Origin of the sequence: Escherichia sp. E10V5, from assembly GCF_004212315.1 — a bacterium.
In the GTDB taxonomy this organism is placed as follows: Bacteria; Pseudomonadota; Gammaproteobacteria; order Enterobacterales; family Enterobacteriaceae; genus Escherichia.
In genome coordinates this window covers 1-16,167 of record NZ_RHJM01000010.1, presented here as the reverse complement: position 1 = coordinate 16,167, position 16,167 = coordinate 1, and the positions used below count along the sequence as shown (strand labels likewise).

General features: G+C 51.8%; 18 protein-coding genes. 2 read left to right on the top strand and 16 right to left on the bottom strand.

All coding sequences use genetic code 11. The annotated features are described in order from the left end of the window. Window positions 1–4: 4 nt before the first annotated feature. The 6 genes from potG to D9738_RS09235 all read right to left on the bottom strand — a co-directional run bounded on the left by potG (window position 5) and on the right by D9738_RS09235 (window position 5,217). A complete protein-coding gene (gene potG, locus D9738_RS09260; protein WP_130260053.1) occupies window positions 5–1,138 on the bottom strand; it encodes a putrescine ABC transporter ATP-binding subunit PotG in 1,134 nt (377 codons plus the stop codon). A 94-nt stretch (window positions 1,139–1,232) separates the two neighbouring features. Then, window positions 1,233–2,345, bottom strand: coding sequence for a spermidine/putrescine ABC transporter substrate-binding protein PotF (potF, locus tag D9738_RS09255; protein WP_130205213.1), 1,113 nt, complete (start codon window positions 2,343–2,345; stop codon window positions 1,233–1,235). A 351-nt stretch (window positions 2,346–2,696) separates the two neighbouring features. Next, window positions 2,697–3,173 (bottom strand): YbjN domain-containing protein, encoded by a 477-nt coding sequence (locus tag D9738_RS09250; protein WP_000203025.1) that lies wholly within the window; start codon window positions 3,171–3,173, stop codon window positions 2,697–2,699. A gap of 87 nt (window positions 3,174–3,260) precedes the next feature. Beyond that, a complete protein-coding gene (gene rimK, locus D9738_RS09245; RefSeq protein ID WP_130205211.1) occupies window positions 3,261–4,163 on the bottom strand; it encodes a 30S ribosomal protein S6--L-glutamate ligase in 903 nt (300 codons plus the stop codon). A gap of 60 nt (window positions 4,164–4,223) precedes the next feature. Then, entirely contained in the window at window positions 4,224–4,946 is a 723-nt protein-coding gene (nfsA, locus tag D9738_RS09240; RefSeq protein ID WP_130205209.1) for a nitroreductase NfsA, read from the bottom strand. Then, window positions 4,930–5,217 (bottom strand): DUF1418 family protein, encoded by a 288-nt coding sequence (locus D9738_RS09235; protein WP_130205207.1) that lies wholly within the window; start codon window positions 5,215–5,217, stop codon window positions 4,930–4,932. The genes nfsA and D9738_RS09235 overlap by 17 nt, the downstream gene beginning before the upstream one ends. Before the next feature lie 157 nt (window positions 5,218–5,374). Between D9738_RS09235 and D9738_RS09230 the strand changes: the two genes are divergently transcribed. Next, window positions 5,375–5,632 carry a GrxA family glutaredoxin gene (locus tag D9738_RS09230; protein ID WP_130205205.1) on the top strand — a complete coding sequence of 86 codons (258 nt, stop codon included), beginning with the start codon at window positions 5,375–5,377 and terminating at the stop codon, window positions 5,630–5,632. 31 nt (window positions 5,633–5,663) lie between these two features. On the opposite strand, the gene D9738_RS09225 is transcribed toward D9738_RS09230, so the two are convergent. Continuing rightward, window positions 5,664–6,041 (bottom strand): inner membrane protein YbjM, encoded by a 378-nt coding sequence (locus D9738_RS09225; protein ID WP_130205203.1) that lies wholly within the window; start codon window positions 6,039–6,041, stop codon window positions 5,664–5,666. Window positions 6,042–6,308: 267 nt separating this feature from the next. On the opposite strand from D9738_RS09225, the gene D9738_RS09220 reads away from it, so the two are divergent. After that, on the top strand, window positions 6,309–7,994 hold the full coding sequence (locus D9738_RS09220; protein ID WP_130205201.1) for an aspartate:alanine antiporter: 1,686 nt from the start codon (window positions 6,309–6,311) through the stop codon (window positions 7,992–7,994). A gap of 235 nt (window positions 7,995–8,229) precedes the next feature. Here the strand turns inward: D9738_RS09220 and D9738_RS09215 are convergent, their stop codons facing one another. The 9 genes from D9738_RS09215 to D9738_RS09175 all read right to left on the bottom strand — a co-directional run bounded on the left by D9738_RS09215 (window position 8,230) and on the right by D9738_RS09175 (window position 16,085). Further along, complete coding sequence (locus D9738_RS09215) at window positions 8,230–8,448, bottom strand: ogr/Delta-like zinc finger family protein (protein ID WP_000972391.1); 219 nt, start codon at window positions 8,446–8,448, stop codon at window positions 8,230–8,232. A 90-nt stretch (window positions 8,449–8,538) separates the two neighbouring features. After that, window positions 8,539–9,639, bottom strand: a complete 1,101-nt coding sequence (locus tag D9738_RS09210) for a phage late control D family protein (protein WP_001011764.1) — start codon at window positions 9,637–9,639, stop codon at window positions 8,539–8,541. Next, window positions 9,636–10,121 carry a phage tail protein gene (locus D9738_RS09205; protein ID WP_000980414.1) on the bottom strand — a complete coding sequence of 162 codons (486 nt, stop codon included), beginning with the start codon at window positions 10,119–10,121 and terminating at the stop codon, window positions 9,636–9,638. Before D9738_RS09205 ends, D9738_RS09210 begins: the two co-directional genes overlap by 4 nt. Continuing rightward, window positions 10,118–13,195: a phage tail tape measure protein gene (locus D9738_RS09200; protein ID WP_130260052.1), complete on the bottom strand. Its 3,078-nt coding sequence runs from the start codon at window positions 13,193–13,195 to the stop codon at window positions 10,118–10,120. The genes D9738_RS09205 and D9738_RS09200 overlap by 4 nt, the downstream gene beginning before the upstream one ends. Next, window positions 13,188–13,307, bottom strand: a complete 120-nt coding sequence (locus D9738_RS09195) for a GpE family phage tail protein (RefSeq protein WP_000763311.1) — start codon at window positions 13,305–13,307, stop codon at window positions 13,188–13,190. The genes D9738_RS09200 and D9738_RS09195 overlap by 8 nt, the downstream gene beginning before the upstream one ends. Window positions 13,308–13,321: 14 nt before the next feature. After that, window positions 13,322–13,624 carry a phage tail assembly protein gene (locus D9738_RS09190; RefSeq protein ID WP_001281009.1) on the bottom strand — a complete coding sequence of 101 codons (303 nt, stop codon included), beginning with the start codon at window positions 13,622–13,624 and terminating at the stop codon, window positions 13,322–13,324. Between the two features lie 54 nt (window positions 13,625–13,678). Continuing rightward, on the bottom strand, window positions 13,679–14,194 hold the full coding sequence (locus D9738_RS09185; RefSeq protein WP_001207660.1) for a phage major tail tube protein: 516 nt from the start codon (window positions 14,192–14,194) through the stop codon (window positions 13,679–13,681). 9 nt (window positions 14,195–14,203) lie between these two features. Beyond that, window positions 14,204–15,376 (bottom strand): phage tail sheath protein, encoded by a 1,173-nt coding sequence (locus tag D9738_RS09180; RefSeq protein ID WP_000046120.1) that lies wholly within the window; start codon window positions 15,374–15,376, stop codon window positions 14,204–14,206. 142 nt (window positions 15,377–15,518) lie between these two features. After that, window positions 15,519–16,085, bottom strand: a complete 567-nt coding sequence (locus tag D9738_RS09175) for a recombinase family protein (RefSeq protein WP_053271180.1) — start codon at window positions 16,083–16,085, stop codon at window positions 15,519–15,521. Window positions 16,086–16,167: the final 82 nt, after the last annotated feature.

The window sequence follows — 16,167 nt, the reverse complement described above, 5'->3', positions numbered from 1 at the left end:
CTCCTTAAACCGTCAGCACCACACAACTGTCCACTTCCCAACATAAACGAACTTCATCACCCCAGGTCGGTAGCCCTTTGCGGTGACGATGCGCGTTTTGTAGCTGGGCGCTAATCATCTGCCCGCTTTTCAGTCGAACGTGATACACCGAAAGATCGCCGAGATAGGCAATGTGTATCACCTCCCCCACCGCGAAGTTACAACCATTGGCGGGCGGCTCCTCGCAAAGCATGATTTTTTCCGGTCGCAGCGCCACATGTACCGGCACGTTATCGACCACTGACGCCAGCGGATCGACTTTCAGCGGATGGACCAGCCCCGGTGAATCGAGCAACAGGCCGTCTTCCTGACGCTCTTTTAGTAGCCCTTCAAAGACGTTGACTGAACCAATAAACTCGGCGCTGTAGCGGGTAGTCGGATGCTCGTAAATCTCTTCCGGCTCGCCAATCTGAACAAATTTCCCGCGATTCATAATGGCGATACGCCCCGCCATGGTCATCGCCTCTTCCTGATCGTGAGTCACCATTACGCAGGTCACGCCGACACGCTCCAGAATATCCACCACTTCAAGCTGCATCCGGTCACGCAATTTTTTATCCAGCGCGCCCATCGGTTCGTCGAGCAGTAATAGTTTTGGGCGCTTGGCAAGGCTTCGGGCCAGGGCCACACGCTGGCGTTGGCCACCGGAAAGCTGATGCGGTTTGCGTTTGGCGAACTCCTGCATATGTACCAGTCCGAGCATCTCGTTGACCCGGCTGGCAATTTCCGCTTTTGGCAATTTGTCCTGCTTCAGGCCAAAGGCGATGTTCTGTTCCACGGTCATATGGGGAAACAACGCGTAAGACTGAAACATCATATTGATGGGGCGTAGATAAGAAGGAACCCGTGACAGGTCGACGCCATCAAGCATAATCTGCCCGGCAGAAGGTTGTTCAAAACCTGCCAGCATACGTAGCAGCGTGGATTTACCACAGCCGGATGCGCCCAGCAGTGCAAAGATTTCGCCTTTATAAATGGTCAGACTGACATCATCGACCGCATGTTGACCATCGTAGGATTTGGTCAAATTACGGATTTCTAATAGTGGTGTCAGCGACTTACGACTTTTCGCCTGCGGGCGAGGGATAGCGTCATTCACGGCTGCTCTCCGGCATTGAATGTGTGCAAGCGCACCATGATGGTGCGAATTGCCGGCGGGTGTGGTGCACCCGTCCGGCATCTACAACAGCAGATTATTTTCCGCTCTTCACTTTGGTCCAGGCGCGAGTGCGCACTCGATCGATTTTTGGATCCTGCACTTGTAGTGTGAACATTTTGGCGCGAACGTCCGCAGGCGGGTAAATTCCTGGGTTATCACGGACTTCCGCACTCACCAGCGGCGTGGCTGCTTTATTGGCGTTAGCATAGAACACATGGTCGGAGATATGCGCGACCACATCCGGACGCAGCAGATAATTCAGGAACTGATAAGCTTCGTCTTTATTTTTGGCATCCGCAGGCATGGCGAATACATCAAAGAATGCCATCGCCCCTTCTTTCGGAATCGAGAAAGAGACATTCACACCGTTTTTCGCTTCTTTCGCGCGGTTAGACGCCTGCCACACATCGCCCGCCCAGCCAATAGCGACGCAAATATCGCCGTTTGCCAGATCGTTAATGTATTGAGATGAATGGAAATAACGAATATTTGGACGCAGCTTTAACAGCAGATCGGTTGCCGGGCCAGTGTAATCATCCGCTTTGGTGCTGTTGGGATCTTTGCCGAGATAATTCAGCACGGTAGCAAAAACTTCTTCCGGCGCGTCAAGGAAAGAGACACCGCAGCTTTTCAGTTTTTCCAGATTTTCCGGTTTGAGGATCAAGTCCCAGCTATCGACGGGCGCGTTTTCGCCCAATACCGCTTTGACTTTATCGACGTTATAGCCAATTCCGGTGGTCGCCCACATATACGGCATGGCAAATTTATTGTCGGGATCGTGTTTTGCCACCAGCTTCAGCAGTTCTGGATCGAGATTCTTCCATTCTGGCAATTTGCTTTTATCCAACGGCTGGAATACACCAGCAGTCAGCTGGCGTTCAAGAAAACTGGCTGATGGAACGACAAGATCAAAGCCGGTGCTCCCCGCCATTAACTTGCCTTCCAATACTTCGTTGGAATCGAAAACATCGTAGACGACTTTTATACCCGTCTCTTTTTCAAAATTTGCCACTGTATCCGGGGCGATATAATCAGACCAGTTATAGATGTGGAGTGTTTTTTGTTCAGCCGCGAGCGTGCCGACAGAGACGGCCATCAGAGCACCTGCAACCAGACCCGATAGCCATTTTTTATTTAAGGCGGTCATATCTCTTTCCTTCTGAAAGTTCGTTAACAAACGAACAAAAGTTGTCACACTGAAAGATATGCAATAAACGTGCATATTTTTTTATCGGCGCGGCGCAAGAAAAGAGAACTCTCTCCCGGCCAGCATTGCTCGCTATATAAAAGCCTCGCAAGAATAACTTTAGCCAGGGTTTGAAACTATAGCTGTAATTAAAAAACAGTATTTAACAAATTTTTATGCGCATTTGCTCTATGTGATAAAGCAAATTCGGCATAAGACAAGTGAAAAAATCTTTAATGGAAGGTTAAATTTAGCAGGAAATATTATAATGCGCAGTCACTGTGGCAGCGACTGCGTGCTCAAAAAGAGTTATCAGTGAAGGAAATAGTTTTCGGTAACGTTATTTTGCCCTTCATCGTCAGTCGGCAACAGCAGTTGATGGGCATTGGCTTCAAGGATGACCATCGAAATCTGCTCTTCACTCTGGCGTACGAACCATGCAAATTGTTCATAGGTTACGCCCTGCATAACGGATAAAGACTGGCAAACCACCAGCTTTGGCAGATTATCATCCTGCATATCAAGAAATGCTTTCACAGTCAGCGAACTGGCATTGATGGCCGACAAATCCGCCGCCAGCGGCAACACGGCTGAAGGTCTGACTTCCGCCATGGCAGAAAACAGGATCGTGTTATCAATCAGGTCGATTTTGGCATCAAAGACACCGTCAAAATTCTGCATATGCGGCAGATGTAGCGCCTGACAGTTATCACATTCAAAAAAACTCATCCCCAGGTCATCGAGCCATTGACGCAACGTATCCAGACCAGGAACGACCAGCGATGTCATAATTTTGTACAACCTCTTCCGATAAAAAGACTGGCACAGCTTACGCAAAAAGCGCAGGCAAAACCATGATCAGTCACGTTATTGCGACTAACCACCGGTTTTTAAGCAATATTCTGCCGTGGCGTGGCGCTCAATCCAGCGGATCATTTTACCCGCGATGTCGATACCGGTGGTTTTCTCTATCCCTTCCAGACCAGGCGACGCATTCACCTCCATCACCAACGGTCCGCGATTTGCTCGCAGAATATCCACGCCAGCAACATCCAGCGCCATCGTTCGTGCGGCTTTTATGGCGATTTCACGCTCCTGCGGGGTAATACTGGCAATGCTCGCCGCGCCGCCACGATGCAAATTGGAACGAAAATCGCCCTCCTTCGCCTGCCGTTCAATTGCCGCGACCACTTCATCGCCAACGACCAGACAACGAATATCACGGCCTTTTGCTTCTTTTATATATTCCTGCACCAGAATATGCGCATTAAGACCGCGAAAAGCGTCAATTACGCTTTCTGCTGCCTGACGCGTCTCCGCCAGCACCACTCCAATCCCCTGCGTGCCTTCGACCAACTTGACCACCAGCGGTGCACCACCGACCATCTCGATTAAGTCGCTGGTATCATCCGGCGAATGCGCCATGCCTGTTACAGGCAGGTCAATGCCCTGTCGCGCTAACAGTTGCATGGAACGCAATTTGTCACGCGCACGGGCAATCGCGACCGATTCATTCAACGGATAGCTCCCCAGCATTTCGAACTGGCGTAGCGCCGCCGTCCCATAAAAGGTAATGGCGGTGCCAATACGCGGGATCACCGCGTCAAAATGGGGTAGCTTGCGGCCTTTATAATGAATAGAAGACGCCGCAGGATTAATGTTCATATAGCAAGAAAGCGGATCGAGAATTTCAACCAGGTGACCACGCTGTATAGCGGCTTCACGCAACCGCTTACACGAATAGAGCGTTCCATCCCGGGACAATATGGCAATTTTCACCCTGCACCTCTCTGTCAGACCTGGTCAAAAGCCCGCGTATAATACATCGGCGTTACGGTTTTAGCGCGTCGCCCAACCTTGTTTATGCAAATAATCGAGAATAAAAGGACGGCTTTCTTTGATAATCGTCCGACGAATATGATCGCTCCAGGTATCCCGACGATTATTGCTGCCACGGGTGAGATAATATTCCGCCAGTTGCTCGTCATACTGCGCCAGAGCGTCTTTATCCAGCGGTTGATAGCTGTTTTCATGCACCACAATAGAGGCGGGTAAACGCGGTTTGAGATCCGGTTTATCCGCAGGCCAGCCAAGACACAGACCAAATAGCGGCAAAACATGCTTCGGTAACTTCAGCAGTTCCGTCACCGCTTCGATATTATTGCGTAGGCCACCAATATATACTCCGCCCAATCCCAGAGATTCCGCTGCAGTTAATGCATTTTGCGCCATCATCGCCGTATCAACGACACCGAGCAACAGTTGTTCCGCCAGGCCAAGTTGTGCATCCGGACAGATCTGTAAATGACGGTTAAAGTCGGCACAGAACACCCAGAACTCCGCCGCTTGCGCCACATGTTTTTGCCCGCCGGTCAGCGTTACCAGTTCTTCACGCAGCGTTCTATCGGTAATGCGAATAATGCTACTGCATTGCAAAAAACTAGAACTGGAAGTCGCTCGGGCGCTGTTGATAATCGCCTCACGCTGCGCCTCAGAAATGGGGTCATCAGTGAAATGGCGAATGGAGCGATGGCCACAAATAAGTTCAATGGTTGGCGTCATTATCTTTTTCTCTTTCTGAACGTGAAGATTCCAGTGGACGGTTCATCAGTTGTGGGGCAAGCCGTTTTGCCACCTGAAGAATAACCACCACCGCAGCGGGAAGCATGAGCAAAACACCGAGAAAAATCATCAGAATTTGTATCTCTGGCGTCGAAAACGGCACCGGAAGCGAAAGGTAATGGCTTAACGACAGCAGCGCCGTCACCAGTAACATCATGCCGATGAATTCCAGTATCAACACGCTTTTAGGTAATTTACCGATCGCGCGCATAAGCTTCCCTCTGCAAAGTGAATTGCTATTTTAAAACCTTTCGTTGCGTTGTGCTTCAGTTATAGCTTTAAGCAATCAATGCAACAGGTTAAACCTACTTTCAGCGAGTAAATTTTGGCGTAATCATGGCGGACATAAACAGATGAGGAGAGAAACAATGCAAACCGTTATTTTTGGTCGTCCGGGTTGCCCTTACTGCGTGCGTGCTAAAGAGTTGGCAGACAAACTGAGTAATGAACGCGATGACTTTGAATATCAGTATGTTGATATTCGTGCAGAAGGGATTAGCAAAGAAGATTTACAACAGAAAGCGGGTAAACCAGTAGAAACCGTACCGCAGATTTTTGTCGATCAGCAACACATCGGCGGCTATACCGATTTTGCTGCCTGGGTGAAAGAGAATCTTGAAGCCTGATTGCCGGATAAGCCCTCTCTGTTTGAGGGCTTTATTGATTTTTTCTGTGCTGTGACTTGAACAAACTACTAATAAACAAGAAACACAACGCCCCCAACGCACACCAGAAGACGGCGCTCAATAACCATGCCAGCTCTTGCCAGAATGAGCGTGTTGGTGAAAAAAACAGACGCATAATTAACATAGAACACGGTGCCGCCAGCATTGCGCCAAACAGCGGTTTAAGGACTTCTCTACGCTGCGAAAAAAAGCTGGCAACCGCCCCAGGAAGAATGAAAAACAGCAAGCCGATTTCAGGATGCCCGGCAGCCCGAAAAGCGCCTTTCATTTGCGTCGCCAGGAACAGGCACACTACAATGAAGAGGACAAAACAGCAGATTGCCCCCGCCCAACGTTGTTTATGTTTCACTCGCTCCTCCTGACACTGCCTCTATCGAACACATTTTCGCCACTATGGCGTTCAGTAAGATAAAGCCGCTTCGCATTCCATGCTAATATAGGCCAACGCAATTTTTATAGCCGTTGGTACTTAATGTGATTACACTAGTAAAATATATTGTTTCTTTACTATTGCTTATGTGCGCTGAATGAATCCGCGCCCTGATTTCAGGTAAAAACATTATCTTAAATTACCATTTCTTTCAACAGCTTACTCGTAAACAAGAAGTTAGTCTCCGTGAATATAAACGTCGCCGAATTGTTAAATGGGAATTACATTCTGTTATTATTTGTAGTCCTTGCGCTTGGACTATGTCTAGGAAAATTACGACTTGGTTCAATCCAACTGGGTAATTCCATTGGCGTTTTAGTCGTATCGTTACTATTAGGGCAACAACATTTCAGCATTAACACCGACGCGCTTAATCTTGGCTTTATGTTGTTTATTTTCTGCGTCGGGGTCGAAGCCGGACCCAACTTTTTTTCCATTTTTTTCCGCGATGGGAAAAATTACCTAATGTTAGCTCTGGTGATGGTTAGCAGTGCGCTGGCGATCGCCTTAGGGTTGGGTAAGCTGTTTGGCTGGGATATCGGTCTGACGGCCGGTATGTTGGCTGGCTCCATGACATCGACACCGGTTCTGGTCGGTGCTGGCGACACATTACGCCATTCCGGTATGGAAAGCGGACAGCTCTCCACAGCACTGGATAATCTAAGCCTTGGGTATGCGTTAACTTATTTAATTGGCCTGGTGAGTTTAATTGTCGGTGCACGTTATTTACCGAAGTTGCAACATCAGGATTTACAGACCAGCGCCCAACAAATCGCTCGCGAACGTGGCCTGGACACCGATGCCAGCCGCAAAGTTTATTTGCCGGTGATCCGCGCCTACCGTGTCGGCCCGGAGCTGGTGGCCTGGACCGACGGCAAAAATCTGCGTGAATTGGGTATTTATCGTCAAACCGGTTGCTACATTGAACGTATTCGTCGTAACGGGATTCTGGCAAATCCAGATGGCGACGCCGTACTGCAAATGGGCGATGAGATAGCGTTAGTGGGATATCCAGACGCCCATGCCCGCCTCGATCCCAGCTTCCGTAACGGTAAAGAAGTTTTTGATCGTGACCTTCTCGACATGCGTATCGTCACTGAAGAGGTCGTCGTCAAAAACCATAACGCGGTAGGTAAACGTCTGGCACAACTGAAGTTGACCGATCACGGTTGCTTCCTTAACCGCGTCATCCGCAGCCAGATTGAGATGCCAATTGATGACAACGTTGTGCTTAATAAAGGTGATGTTTTACAGGTGAGCGGCGATGCCCGTCGCGTGAAAACCATTGCTGACCGCATCGGCTTTATCTCGATTCACAGCCAGGTCACAGACCTGCTGGCATTCTGCGCGTTCTTTGTTATTGGCCTGATGATCGGGATGATCACCTTCCAGTTCAGTACATTTAGCTTTGGCATGGGTAACGCTGCTGGCTTGTTATTCGCCGGCATTATGTTGGGCTTTATGCGCGCTAACCACCCGACCTTCGGTTACATTCCGCAGGGGGCGTTAAGCATGGTGAAAGAGTTCGGCTTGATGGTGTTTATGGCAGGCGTTGGTTTAAGCGCCGGTAGCGGCATTAATAACGGCCTGGGCGCGATCGGTGGTCAGATGTTAATTGCCGGATTGATTGTCAGTCTGGTGCCGGTGGTTATCTGCTTCCTGTTCGGCGCTTATGTACTGCGTATGAACCGCGCACTCCTGTTCGGCGCGATGATGGGCGCGCGTACTTGTGCGCCGGCAATGGAGATCATCAGCGACACCGCACGCAGTAACATCCCAGCCTTAGGTTATGCGGGCACTTATGCAATAGCTAACGTACTGCTAACGCTGGCCGGGACAATCATTGTCATGGTATGGCCAGGACTCGGATAAAACTGAAGTTGCCCTGAAAATGAAATTTTTTTGTACAATCGGCGAACTTTTCTTTGGGGCATCAGTCTTAATTAGTGCCACTGCTTTTCTTTGATGTCCCCATTTTGTGGAGCCCATCAACCCCGCCATTTTGGTTCAAGGTTGATGGGTTTTTTGTTGCCTGAAATTTATGCCGTTTAAAATCATGATGTTAGAAGCACTGTTTTTTAACGATGGCGACAAATTGGCGGCAGAGTCAAAGAGAGAGCGCCACCTGTCCTGATTTCATTGGATGCGGCTGAACCGGATTTGACTCTTTTGGCGTTGCAATCGAACGAACAAAAGTTTCATGGGTAACAAAAGTATGGCTGCAGTTAATGTTCTGGCACTGGTTGTAACGCTCTTTGGTCAATGAAGATACCTGAAAACTGCTGCGAGTATGGGCGGCACTTCCACACAGTGGGCAAATCATCATTTTTCGAGTTCTCCCCATTTTTGCTAAATTCACAATAATGATACCGCATTATTCCATTTTGAAAACTTAAAAGTTCTCTATTACGAAGAATCATTCCATTTCGAAATCATTAATCTTCACTTCAAGCTCCAGACTGGTCGTAAAACCGTTATCCGGATTGACAGTATGCGTCAGGGTGGTAATAGTCCATTCCGCATCATCTATCGGCTGTTTAAAGCCTCTGACTTTCACTGGCATTTCCGTGTAGAGATCCGCCCGACCTTCTGCCAGTTGTAGCGAGAATGACGCAACGCCACGTTGCAGGCGTTCCCACTGCATTTTCGCCGCCCGTTCGGCGTTGCTCCGGTTGGCATAGGTGCGATTAAGTACCAGCACGTTTTCATCTGTACCCACCAGGTAATCGCCCTGCTTCGCTTCCGGCTCTTTCTTCTGCTTCTTAGTCCTGCGCTTACGCTTCACCGTGGTGCTTTCTTTCTTCGCGGGTTCGCGGGTATGCAACCAGCTGGCAATTACGCCCGTGTAGGCTCCGCGATCTGCCAGGGTAAAGCGGTGACTGTCGCCGTCCTTACGTGTGATAGTGATAACCGGTAGTGGTTTACCGCTGGCGCTTTTACCCTGTCCCTGCCGGATGAATAACAGATTGCCATTTTTCACCGACGCAATAGCACCGTACTGGCGCGCCAGCCGCATCAGAAAACTGCCGTCACTCTCATTGGTCTGGTCTATATGCTCCACAGGTTTATCCGACAGGTCTTCACCCAATGCCATCTTCAGTTTGTGCCGCACAGCTATTTCCTTCACCACTTCCCCAACGGTGGTCTTGTGCCACGATTTTTCACGGCGGATATTCAGGGTTTCACGAAAATCAGCACTTCGCGCCCGGATAGTCAGGCGGTCCGGTGCGCCAGTGTGTTCAATCTCGTCCACCGTGAATGCTCCTTTCGGGAAAAGCGACTGCCCCTTCCAGCCCAACGCCAGCGTAATGACCGCACCACGGCGCGGCAGCACGATTTTTCCGTCGGCGTCGTCCAGCTCCAGATCAAGCTGGTCCGCTTCAAAGCCCCGATTGTCCGTCAGCGTCAGACTCATCAGGCGGTTATCCAGCACAGTGGTGATATCCTTACCCTCAATACTGATGCTGAATGCCGGAGTTTTGTTGCCTTTGTTAAGCAGTTCAGAGCTGAAATTCACGACAGCAGCCCTCCCACCGTTTTACTGATATCGCTTAAGGCAGACGTTGTCGTATCCTGCAAATTATTCAGCTGCGCACTGAGATCACCGAACATATCGGACAGGGATTCATCCACCCGTTTGAGCGACAGGGTGAACTCAATCCGGCGCGGCATACCATCGCGGAAAAACTCCGTTTTAGTCTGATTCAGTCCCTCAATCACATACATGCCGTAAATCGTGCCGCTGCCTTCAATCAGGGGCCATGCTTTCCCCTGTTCTGCCATCTGCTCCAGTGCCAGCAACGACAGCCTGCCGCCTGTTATTTCCGGCATAAGAACACCGGAAAGCGTCAGCATGTCGTTTTCCGGTCCCAGAAACTGCGTGGACGGACGTCGGTTTACCCGACTGTTTGCCGCATGTCGCCAGCTGCGTTGATACTGCAGTTCCTGATACGGAACGGTGCGCAGCATAAACACGTACAATCCCAGCACCATCATCATGCGTCGTATCCCCCCTGATCGCTGTAGTTACTCCTGGCTTTTGCCTTCAGCCTGCGTTCACGTTCATCAAGCTGGCGTGCCACCTCCCGCGCAATATCCTGCGCACTTTGTCCTGGCTGCGTCTGAATGATGATCTGCGTCGGTGCCTCAATCCGTTGAACGAGCGGCACAGTGGCTGCGCGACTCACAATTGCTTCTCCACCTTTCGCGGGAAGTGCCAAAGGATGCAACGGTGGAAGCTCTGCTGGCGCGGCAGCAACGCCCATCATTCCGGCAACAACGGCAGCCAGTGCAGCTGTATTTCTCCGGCTGGTCACATTTGCCGGGCCGTTAACAATTTCCGGCCCGTTTTCACCGACGATGCCAAACTGCCCGCGCGGGATATACCCGCCGCTGTCATACATCCCCGCAAAGCCATATCCCCATGATGGAAAACCACCCGATGGCATCATCACTTTACCGTCTGCATTCACCGTCGCAGGTTGCTGACGCGTCACGCTTTCCGGCAGTTTTGCCTTTGCGGCCTCTTTACTGACAATGCCGAGCTTCTCCAGCAACCAGGAAACGCCGGATTTCAGGGAGTCCAGCGGATGCATGACCATATTCAGCCCTTCCGCCAGTGCCTCCCCGAATCGCCGCCCCATTGCCGCTGCGCTCTGCAGTTCGGCAGAGGTCGACTTAACGGGCGTCAGCAGATCAGTAAACCAGCCCCACAGCGCCTGCACTTTGTCGCCAATCCACTGGAACACGGGCTTAAGCGGTTCGAACGCTGCACTGATGGGACCTGCCGCCGCTTTGAATCCTTCCACCACGCCACCGAGAAATGCGGTGATGGGTTGCCAGTATTTCCAGACAACCAGCGCCACGCCCGCCAGTGCAGTAACCACAAGACCTATCGGACTGAGCAGAGCACCTAACAGACCAGATATGGCATACAGGGCAACGCGCAGCATCGCCAGTGGACCAGATGCCAGTACTCGCAGCACCGTGCCTGCGGCGGCCAGTCCACCGCGCAGTACCGCCAGAGGATTCATAAACATCACAGCAACAGCACGTAAACCGGATAATCCAGACCGCAAAAGTGCAACCGGCGCACCTGCTACAGTTTTCAGGACATTTCCCGTCAGTGATGCCGTGCGGCGCAAAGACGACAACGGCGCAGTAAGTAAACCTGCGGCGTTGCCCGATGAAGCAAGCCCGCGTCGCAGCAGTGCCAGTGGTGCGCCAGCCAGCCAGGACAACGCGCTGCTGGTTCGAGTTACTGCTGCCGTAACGGAAGATAACGTTTTGATACCCAACACAGAGAATCCCAGACGGATCACTGCCAGCGGCCCCAGCACTGCAGCCAGCGCCACCGCTAAGGTGCCGAGGCCGACGGTAACCGCAGCCACAACAGCCGATGCTTTCATCAGTGTGCCTGTCAGTTCCGGGTTAGCTTCCACCCAGCGACGCAACGCCCCCGTGACGCTTTTCACCGTGTACAGAATATCCATCAGCGGCTGGCGCAGCGTTTCGCCCAGGCTGCTGAAGGTGTTCTGCGCTCCGGTTTTGACCAGCAACCACTGCGCAGAAAGTGAATCCTTGTTAATGTCGGATTCTTTCTGCATGGAGCCGAGCGCATCATTGCCCGCTGTCAGTTTTAACTGACGCTGCAGTTCCGGCAGGTTGTTTGCCAGTTTCGCCGCGTCATCGCCAAACTCTTTACCAAACAACATAGTCATGGCAGACAGGCGCTTGTCCTGCGGCAGCGCGTTTACCTTCTCCAGCACGCGCTGGATGGTTCCCATCGCATCCTTCGTCATCTGCTTTTCAATCACTTCAGGATTGAGTTTCAGCAGATTCATCCCTTCAAAGAAACTCTTGCTTTGCATGGTGGCAATGGACAATTCACGCACCATCGCGTTTGCTGCACTGGCTGCAACCTCTGGCGCAGCGCCCAGTGTCAGGAAGGTGGAACCCAGCGCCGCCGCTTTACGATAATCCAGACGGTCAGCCACACCGCCCAGACGTTGCATCACATCAATGATGTCTGCCCCTTTCGACATGGCGTTATCATCCAGATAGTTCAGCGCATCACCGAGCTGTTCAATATTGCGGGTGGGGATTTTGTAGAGCTGGGCGATTTTCCCCAGACTTTCTGACAGTTCATCCGCTGGCAGCTCAAAGGCTGTTGCCGCCTTTGCTGCCGTACTGGCGAAGGCCAGCAGGTCACGTTTCTGATCTTCCCAGCTGTCGTCAGGGTTTGCGACGTTCATGCGCGCACCACCTTCAACCAGTGCAGCGAAGTCCACCGCACCGTTTTCCATCGGCAACTGTTCGCTGGCAGCCTTGATGGCATCCTGCATTTCATAAAAACGTGCAGTGCAGTTGCCATTATCGTCACGCAGACCATTGACCTGCTTTGCCACACCTTTCATGGCATCTTCCATGCTGGTATAGCTTTTTACTGCCGCCATCACTGGCGCACCCATTGCCAGCCCTGCAGCCGTGGTGGTGGCTCCGGCACCTGCAATACGATCACGCACCTCCAGCGAACGGGCATAACTGGCACGCGCTGCATTCATCCTGCGCTGAGCTTCCCCCAGTCGCTTCAGCCGCGCCTCCTGTTTCGAAAGTTCCTGGTTATAACGTGATGTTTCACGGGCTAAACGGGCAGTTGCTCCCGCATCGTCTTTCGCAGAAATTCCCGCCCGGTACAGTTCAGCACGCACAAGCGCCGTCTGCTGCTGCAGCTTTTTCTGGCGTTCTTCCAGGCGCTGAACAGCCAGCCGTTGACGGCCCAGAGCAACAACCTGACGTTGCGAAGGCGGCCCCATCGCTCCCAGTTCCTGACTGAGCAAATTTGCACGCTGGCGGGCATAGTTCAGCCTGTCGCCTAATTTCTGATTTTCTGCCTGCAGCTTTCGGAAGCTGTCCAGACTGCTCCCGGCCTGATCAAGCTGCTTTATTGCATCGCGGGATTTTTTGACAGCAGCAGCCAGTTCTCTTGAACTGGCCTGCGCAGATCGAAATGGGCGGGTGAGCTTGTCAACCGCATTAAGAATGACCCGCAGACGCAGGTTGTTATCACTCATCGTTGGCCCCGCTTCTCTGAATCGCTTTATACCGCCATTCCAGCACTTCGGTCAGCGGCATAACGTCAGTAACGGATGGCGGCCAGTGAAAAATGGTGGCGATATCTGCCACCAGATCGTCAACCGTCAGGCTGTCGGTAAACCGGCAAGCACCGACTTCTTCAACAAAAAAGTGACAACCTCAACCGACATGGCAGTGAGATCTGCCGGGTCCATCTCTGCAATTTCCTGTGCAGTCAGTGCCGGACTGGAGATGCGGGGGATCACGGTCATCATCGCGTTCACATCCATATCCATAATGGCCTGCAGGCGTGTACCGCGCAGCGCACCGGACTGCGGTTTACGCAGCACAATTTCGGTGATTTCTGTTTTACCGCGCTTGATGGGGGTATCCAGTTGAATGGTCTTTTCAGTCTGCTTATCGCTCATTTTGCTGTCCTGTCAATTGGGTTCTGGCGCGGTATCCCGCGCCGTTCAGATATATCAGAGGCCGAGGGCGTTGCGGTGCGCTTCCATCAGGTCCACACCGTCCACAATTTCCACCATGTTGATAAGGTCCACTTCATAGAGCACCTCACCATTGATGGTCAGCTTCGCGTAGCTGTTGGTACTGGTCACTTTGGTGGTGTTGCTTTCGCCCGTCTTCCACTCGCCGGAATCCACTTCTTTGTGACGTCCACGCACGACAAGCTCCACGGCCTGCACTTCCCCGGTATCGTCACGCTGAATAGAGCCGGTAAAGCGCAGCTGGATGCCATCCACCGTGGCTTTACCCATCTGTTTAAACAGCAGCAATTCAGTACCACCAATGGAAAATTCTGTGTCCAGCGCACTGTCATCAAGCCCCAGATCCACATCCACCGCACCCGGCATTCCGCCGCCGCGATACTTCTCATATTTGCGGGTAAATTTCGGCAGCGTCAGCGACTCAACGATCCCCTGCCAGTTGTTCCCGTCGTTAAACAGGTTCAGGTGTTTTAATTTGCGTGGTAAAGCCATGTTGTCCCCTTACGCGCTGACCTGGCTGGCGAAATTCACCAGGTACTGATCGGTGATGCGCTGACGCAGCATCAGGTTTTCAAGTGGCGGCACTGGCGTGTAGTCGTAGTCGATGGTGAGTTTTCCGGCTTTCAGCGTGTCTTTGTCGTTCACCGACTCATCCAGCCAGCAATCACCACCAATGAGATAGCCCTGACTGACCAGGCTGCGCATTTTGGCGCGGATACCTTCGATAATGTCGCGGGCCAGCGACGGGTTAAGCGGTTTATCCACCGCCCACATGTGTGCTTCTGCCATCGTGTCCATCAGCACCTGCGCCGTGCGGGTGTAGTTTTCGAAGGCAAAGAGCGGGTCATCACTCAGGCAGCGGGAACCCCAGAAGCGGAAACCGTCTTTACGCACAAGCGTGGTGACGTCGTTCTGGTTCAGCAGACCTGCATCGGTTGCCGGGTCCTGCAGATCCCAGAACACATCTGCAGAAATTCCGGTGACACCGTTCACGCCCACGTTGGACAGGCTTTTGTGCCATCCGGTCTGCTCGTCAATTTTGGCGCGCAGACCAAGCGCACGGGCGGTGGCATATGCCGTTGCTTCGGCATTCAGCACCGTGTCCCAGCCAGTAAAGTCAGGCCAGATCAGCATCCCTTCGCGCTGGCTGAAGTTTTCGCGGTAAGTGATCGCCTCCTGCACTGTCTTGCAGCCATACGCTGACAGGTAAGCAAATCCACGCAGGCTTTGCGCCACGCTCAGCAACTCAGTAGCTACCGCCTTGGTGTCGTGGCCTGGCACGCCGAGAATGCGCGGTTTAACGCCGAGCTGTGACTGGGCAGATAACAGGGCTTTCATACCTGTTTTTTTACCTTCAGCAGTCACTGCGCCGATGATATTGGTCGTGGTTTCGTCTTCCGTTTCACCCTGCGGCACACGCACAACAATGGTCACGGGTTTTGCCTGGTCAGCGATGGCATCCAGCGAACGGGCCAGAGTACCTGACTCACCCGCTTTACCGCTGGCAGTCAGCACATCAGTGATCAGCACGGGTTTATTAAGAGGAAACATTTTTGCATCGGCATCATCGCCCGTGCAGACCATACCCACGATGGCGGTGCTCACCGTGGTAATAGATCGGGTGCCTTCGTTGACTTCAACAACGCGCACCCCGTGGTGGTAATCCTGAGCCATAGTGGCGAACCTCCTGATTGGATTAGGCTTCGCCCTATGTTGAAGTGATTGTGCCTGACAAACAGCTAAGCGCAGTTGTGTCGTTATTCACACAAAATGACGGTATTTGTCTACTTGCAGGGATAATCAAAATAATGCTGATTCAGGGGGATTCATTGCTCTTATTTGCCGGAAATTTTCTATAAATGGTAGAAACGCCTACATCAAAAATCAGTGCAATACGCTGTCTTGATTCTCCGGCCTCGAGTAAACGCCCAATCTGTGCCCACTGTTCGGTGGTCAACTTAGGACGGCGTCCACCTACTCTGCCTTTGGCACGAGCTGCAGCCAGCCCTGCCATGGTACGTTCAACTATCAGTTCGCGTTCCATTTCAGCCAGGGCCCCCATGACATGAAAAAAGAAACGGCCCATTGGGGTGCTGGTATCAATACTGTCAGTCAGGCTTCGGAAATTCACGCCACGCTGACGCAACTCTTCTATCAGCGTAACAAGATGCCGCATACTGCGCCCCAACCTGTCCAGCTTCCAGACAACCAGAGTGTCTCCTGCCGATAGTGTCCTGAACAGTTTTTTAAGCCCCGGTCTGTCGGACTTAGTGCCACTGATTTTATCCTCAAAAATCCGCTCACATCCCGCGCAGTTCAGTGCATTACGTTGCAAATCGGTGTTCTGGTCATTTGTTGACACGCGTACATAGCCAATAAGCATGATCAATCCCCTGAATAAAAACCGTGGATGATGCCAGTTAGCCATTATCTCTGCATTTTCATAAACGTTGGTTTGGGAGAAG

What these genes read in the sequence shown, in the direction of transcription:
- nfsA (WP_130205209.1), bottom strand. Translation starts at nt 4,946, where the DNA reads ATGACGCCAACCATTGAACTTATTTGTGGCCATCGCTCCATTCGCCAT.
- D9738_RS09200 (WP_130260052.1), bottom strand. Translation starts at nt 13,195, where the DNA reads ATGAGTGATAACAACCTGCGTCTGCGGGTCATTCTTAATGCGGTTGAC.
- D9738_RS09215 (WP_000972391.1), bottom strand. Translation starts at nt 8,448, where the DNA reads ATGATGATTTGCCCACTGTGTGGAAGTGCCGCCCATACTCGCAGCAGT.
- D9738_RS09175 (WP_053271180.1), bottom strand. Translation starts at nt 16,085, where the DNA reads ATGCTTATTGGCTATGTACGCGTGTCAACAAATGACCAGAACACCGAT.
- D9738_RS09185 (WP_001207660.1), bottom strand. Translation starts at nt 14,194, where the DNA reads ATGGCTTTACCACGCAAATTAAAACACCTGAACCTGTTTAACGACGGG.
- D9738_RS09235 (WP_130205207.1), bottom strand. Translation starts at nt 5,217, where the DNA reads ATGCGCGCGATCGGTAAATTACCTAAAAGCGTGTTGATACTGGAATTC.
- potF (WP_130205213.1), bottom strand. Translation starts at nt 2,345, where the DNA reads ATGACCGCCTTAAATAAAAAATGGCTATCGGGTCTGGTTGCAGGTGCT.
- D9738_RS09230 (WP_130205205.1), top strand. Translation starts at nt 5,375, where the DNA reads ATGCAAACCGTTATTTTTGGTCGTCCGGGTTGCCCTTACTGCGTGCGT.
- D9738_RS09250 (WP_000203025.1), bottom strand. Translation starts at nt 3,173, where the DNA reads ATGACATCGCTGGTCGTTCCTGGTCTGGATACGTTGCGTCAATGGCTC.
- D9738_RS09180 (WP_000046120.1), bottom strand. Translation starts at nt 15,376, where the DNA reads ATGGCTCAGGATTACCACCACGGGGTGCGCGTTGTTGAAGTCAACGAA.
- D9738_RS09190 (WP_001281009.1), bottom strand. Translation starts at nt 13,624, where the DNA reads ATGAGCGATAAGCAGACTGAAAAGACCATTCAACTGGATACCCCCATC.
- D9738_RS09205 (WP_000980414.1), bottom strand. Translation starts at nt 10,121, where the DNA reads ATGATGATGGTGCTGGGATTGTACGTGTTTATGCTGCGCACCGTTCCG.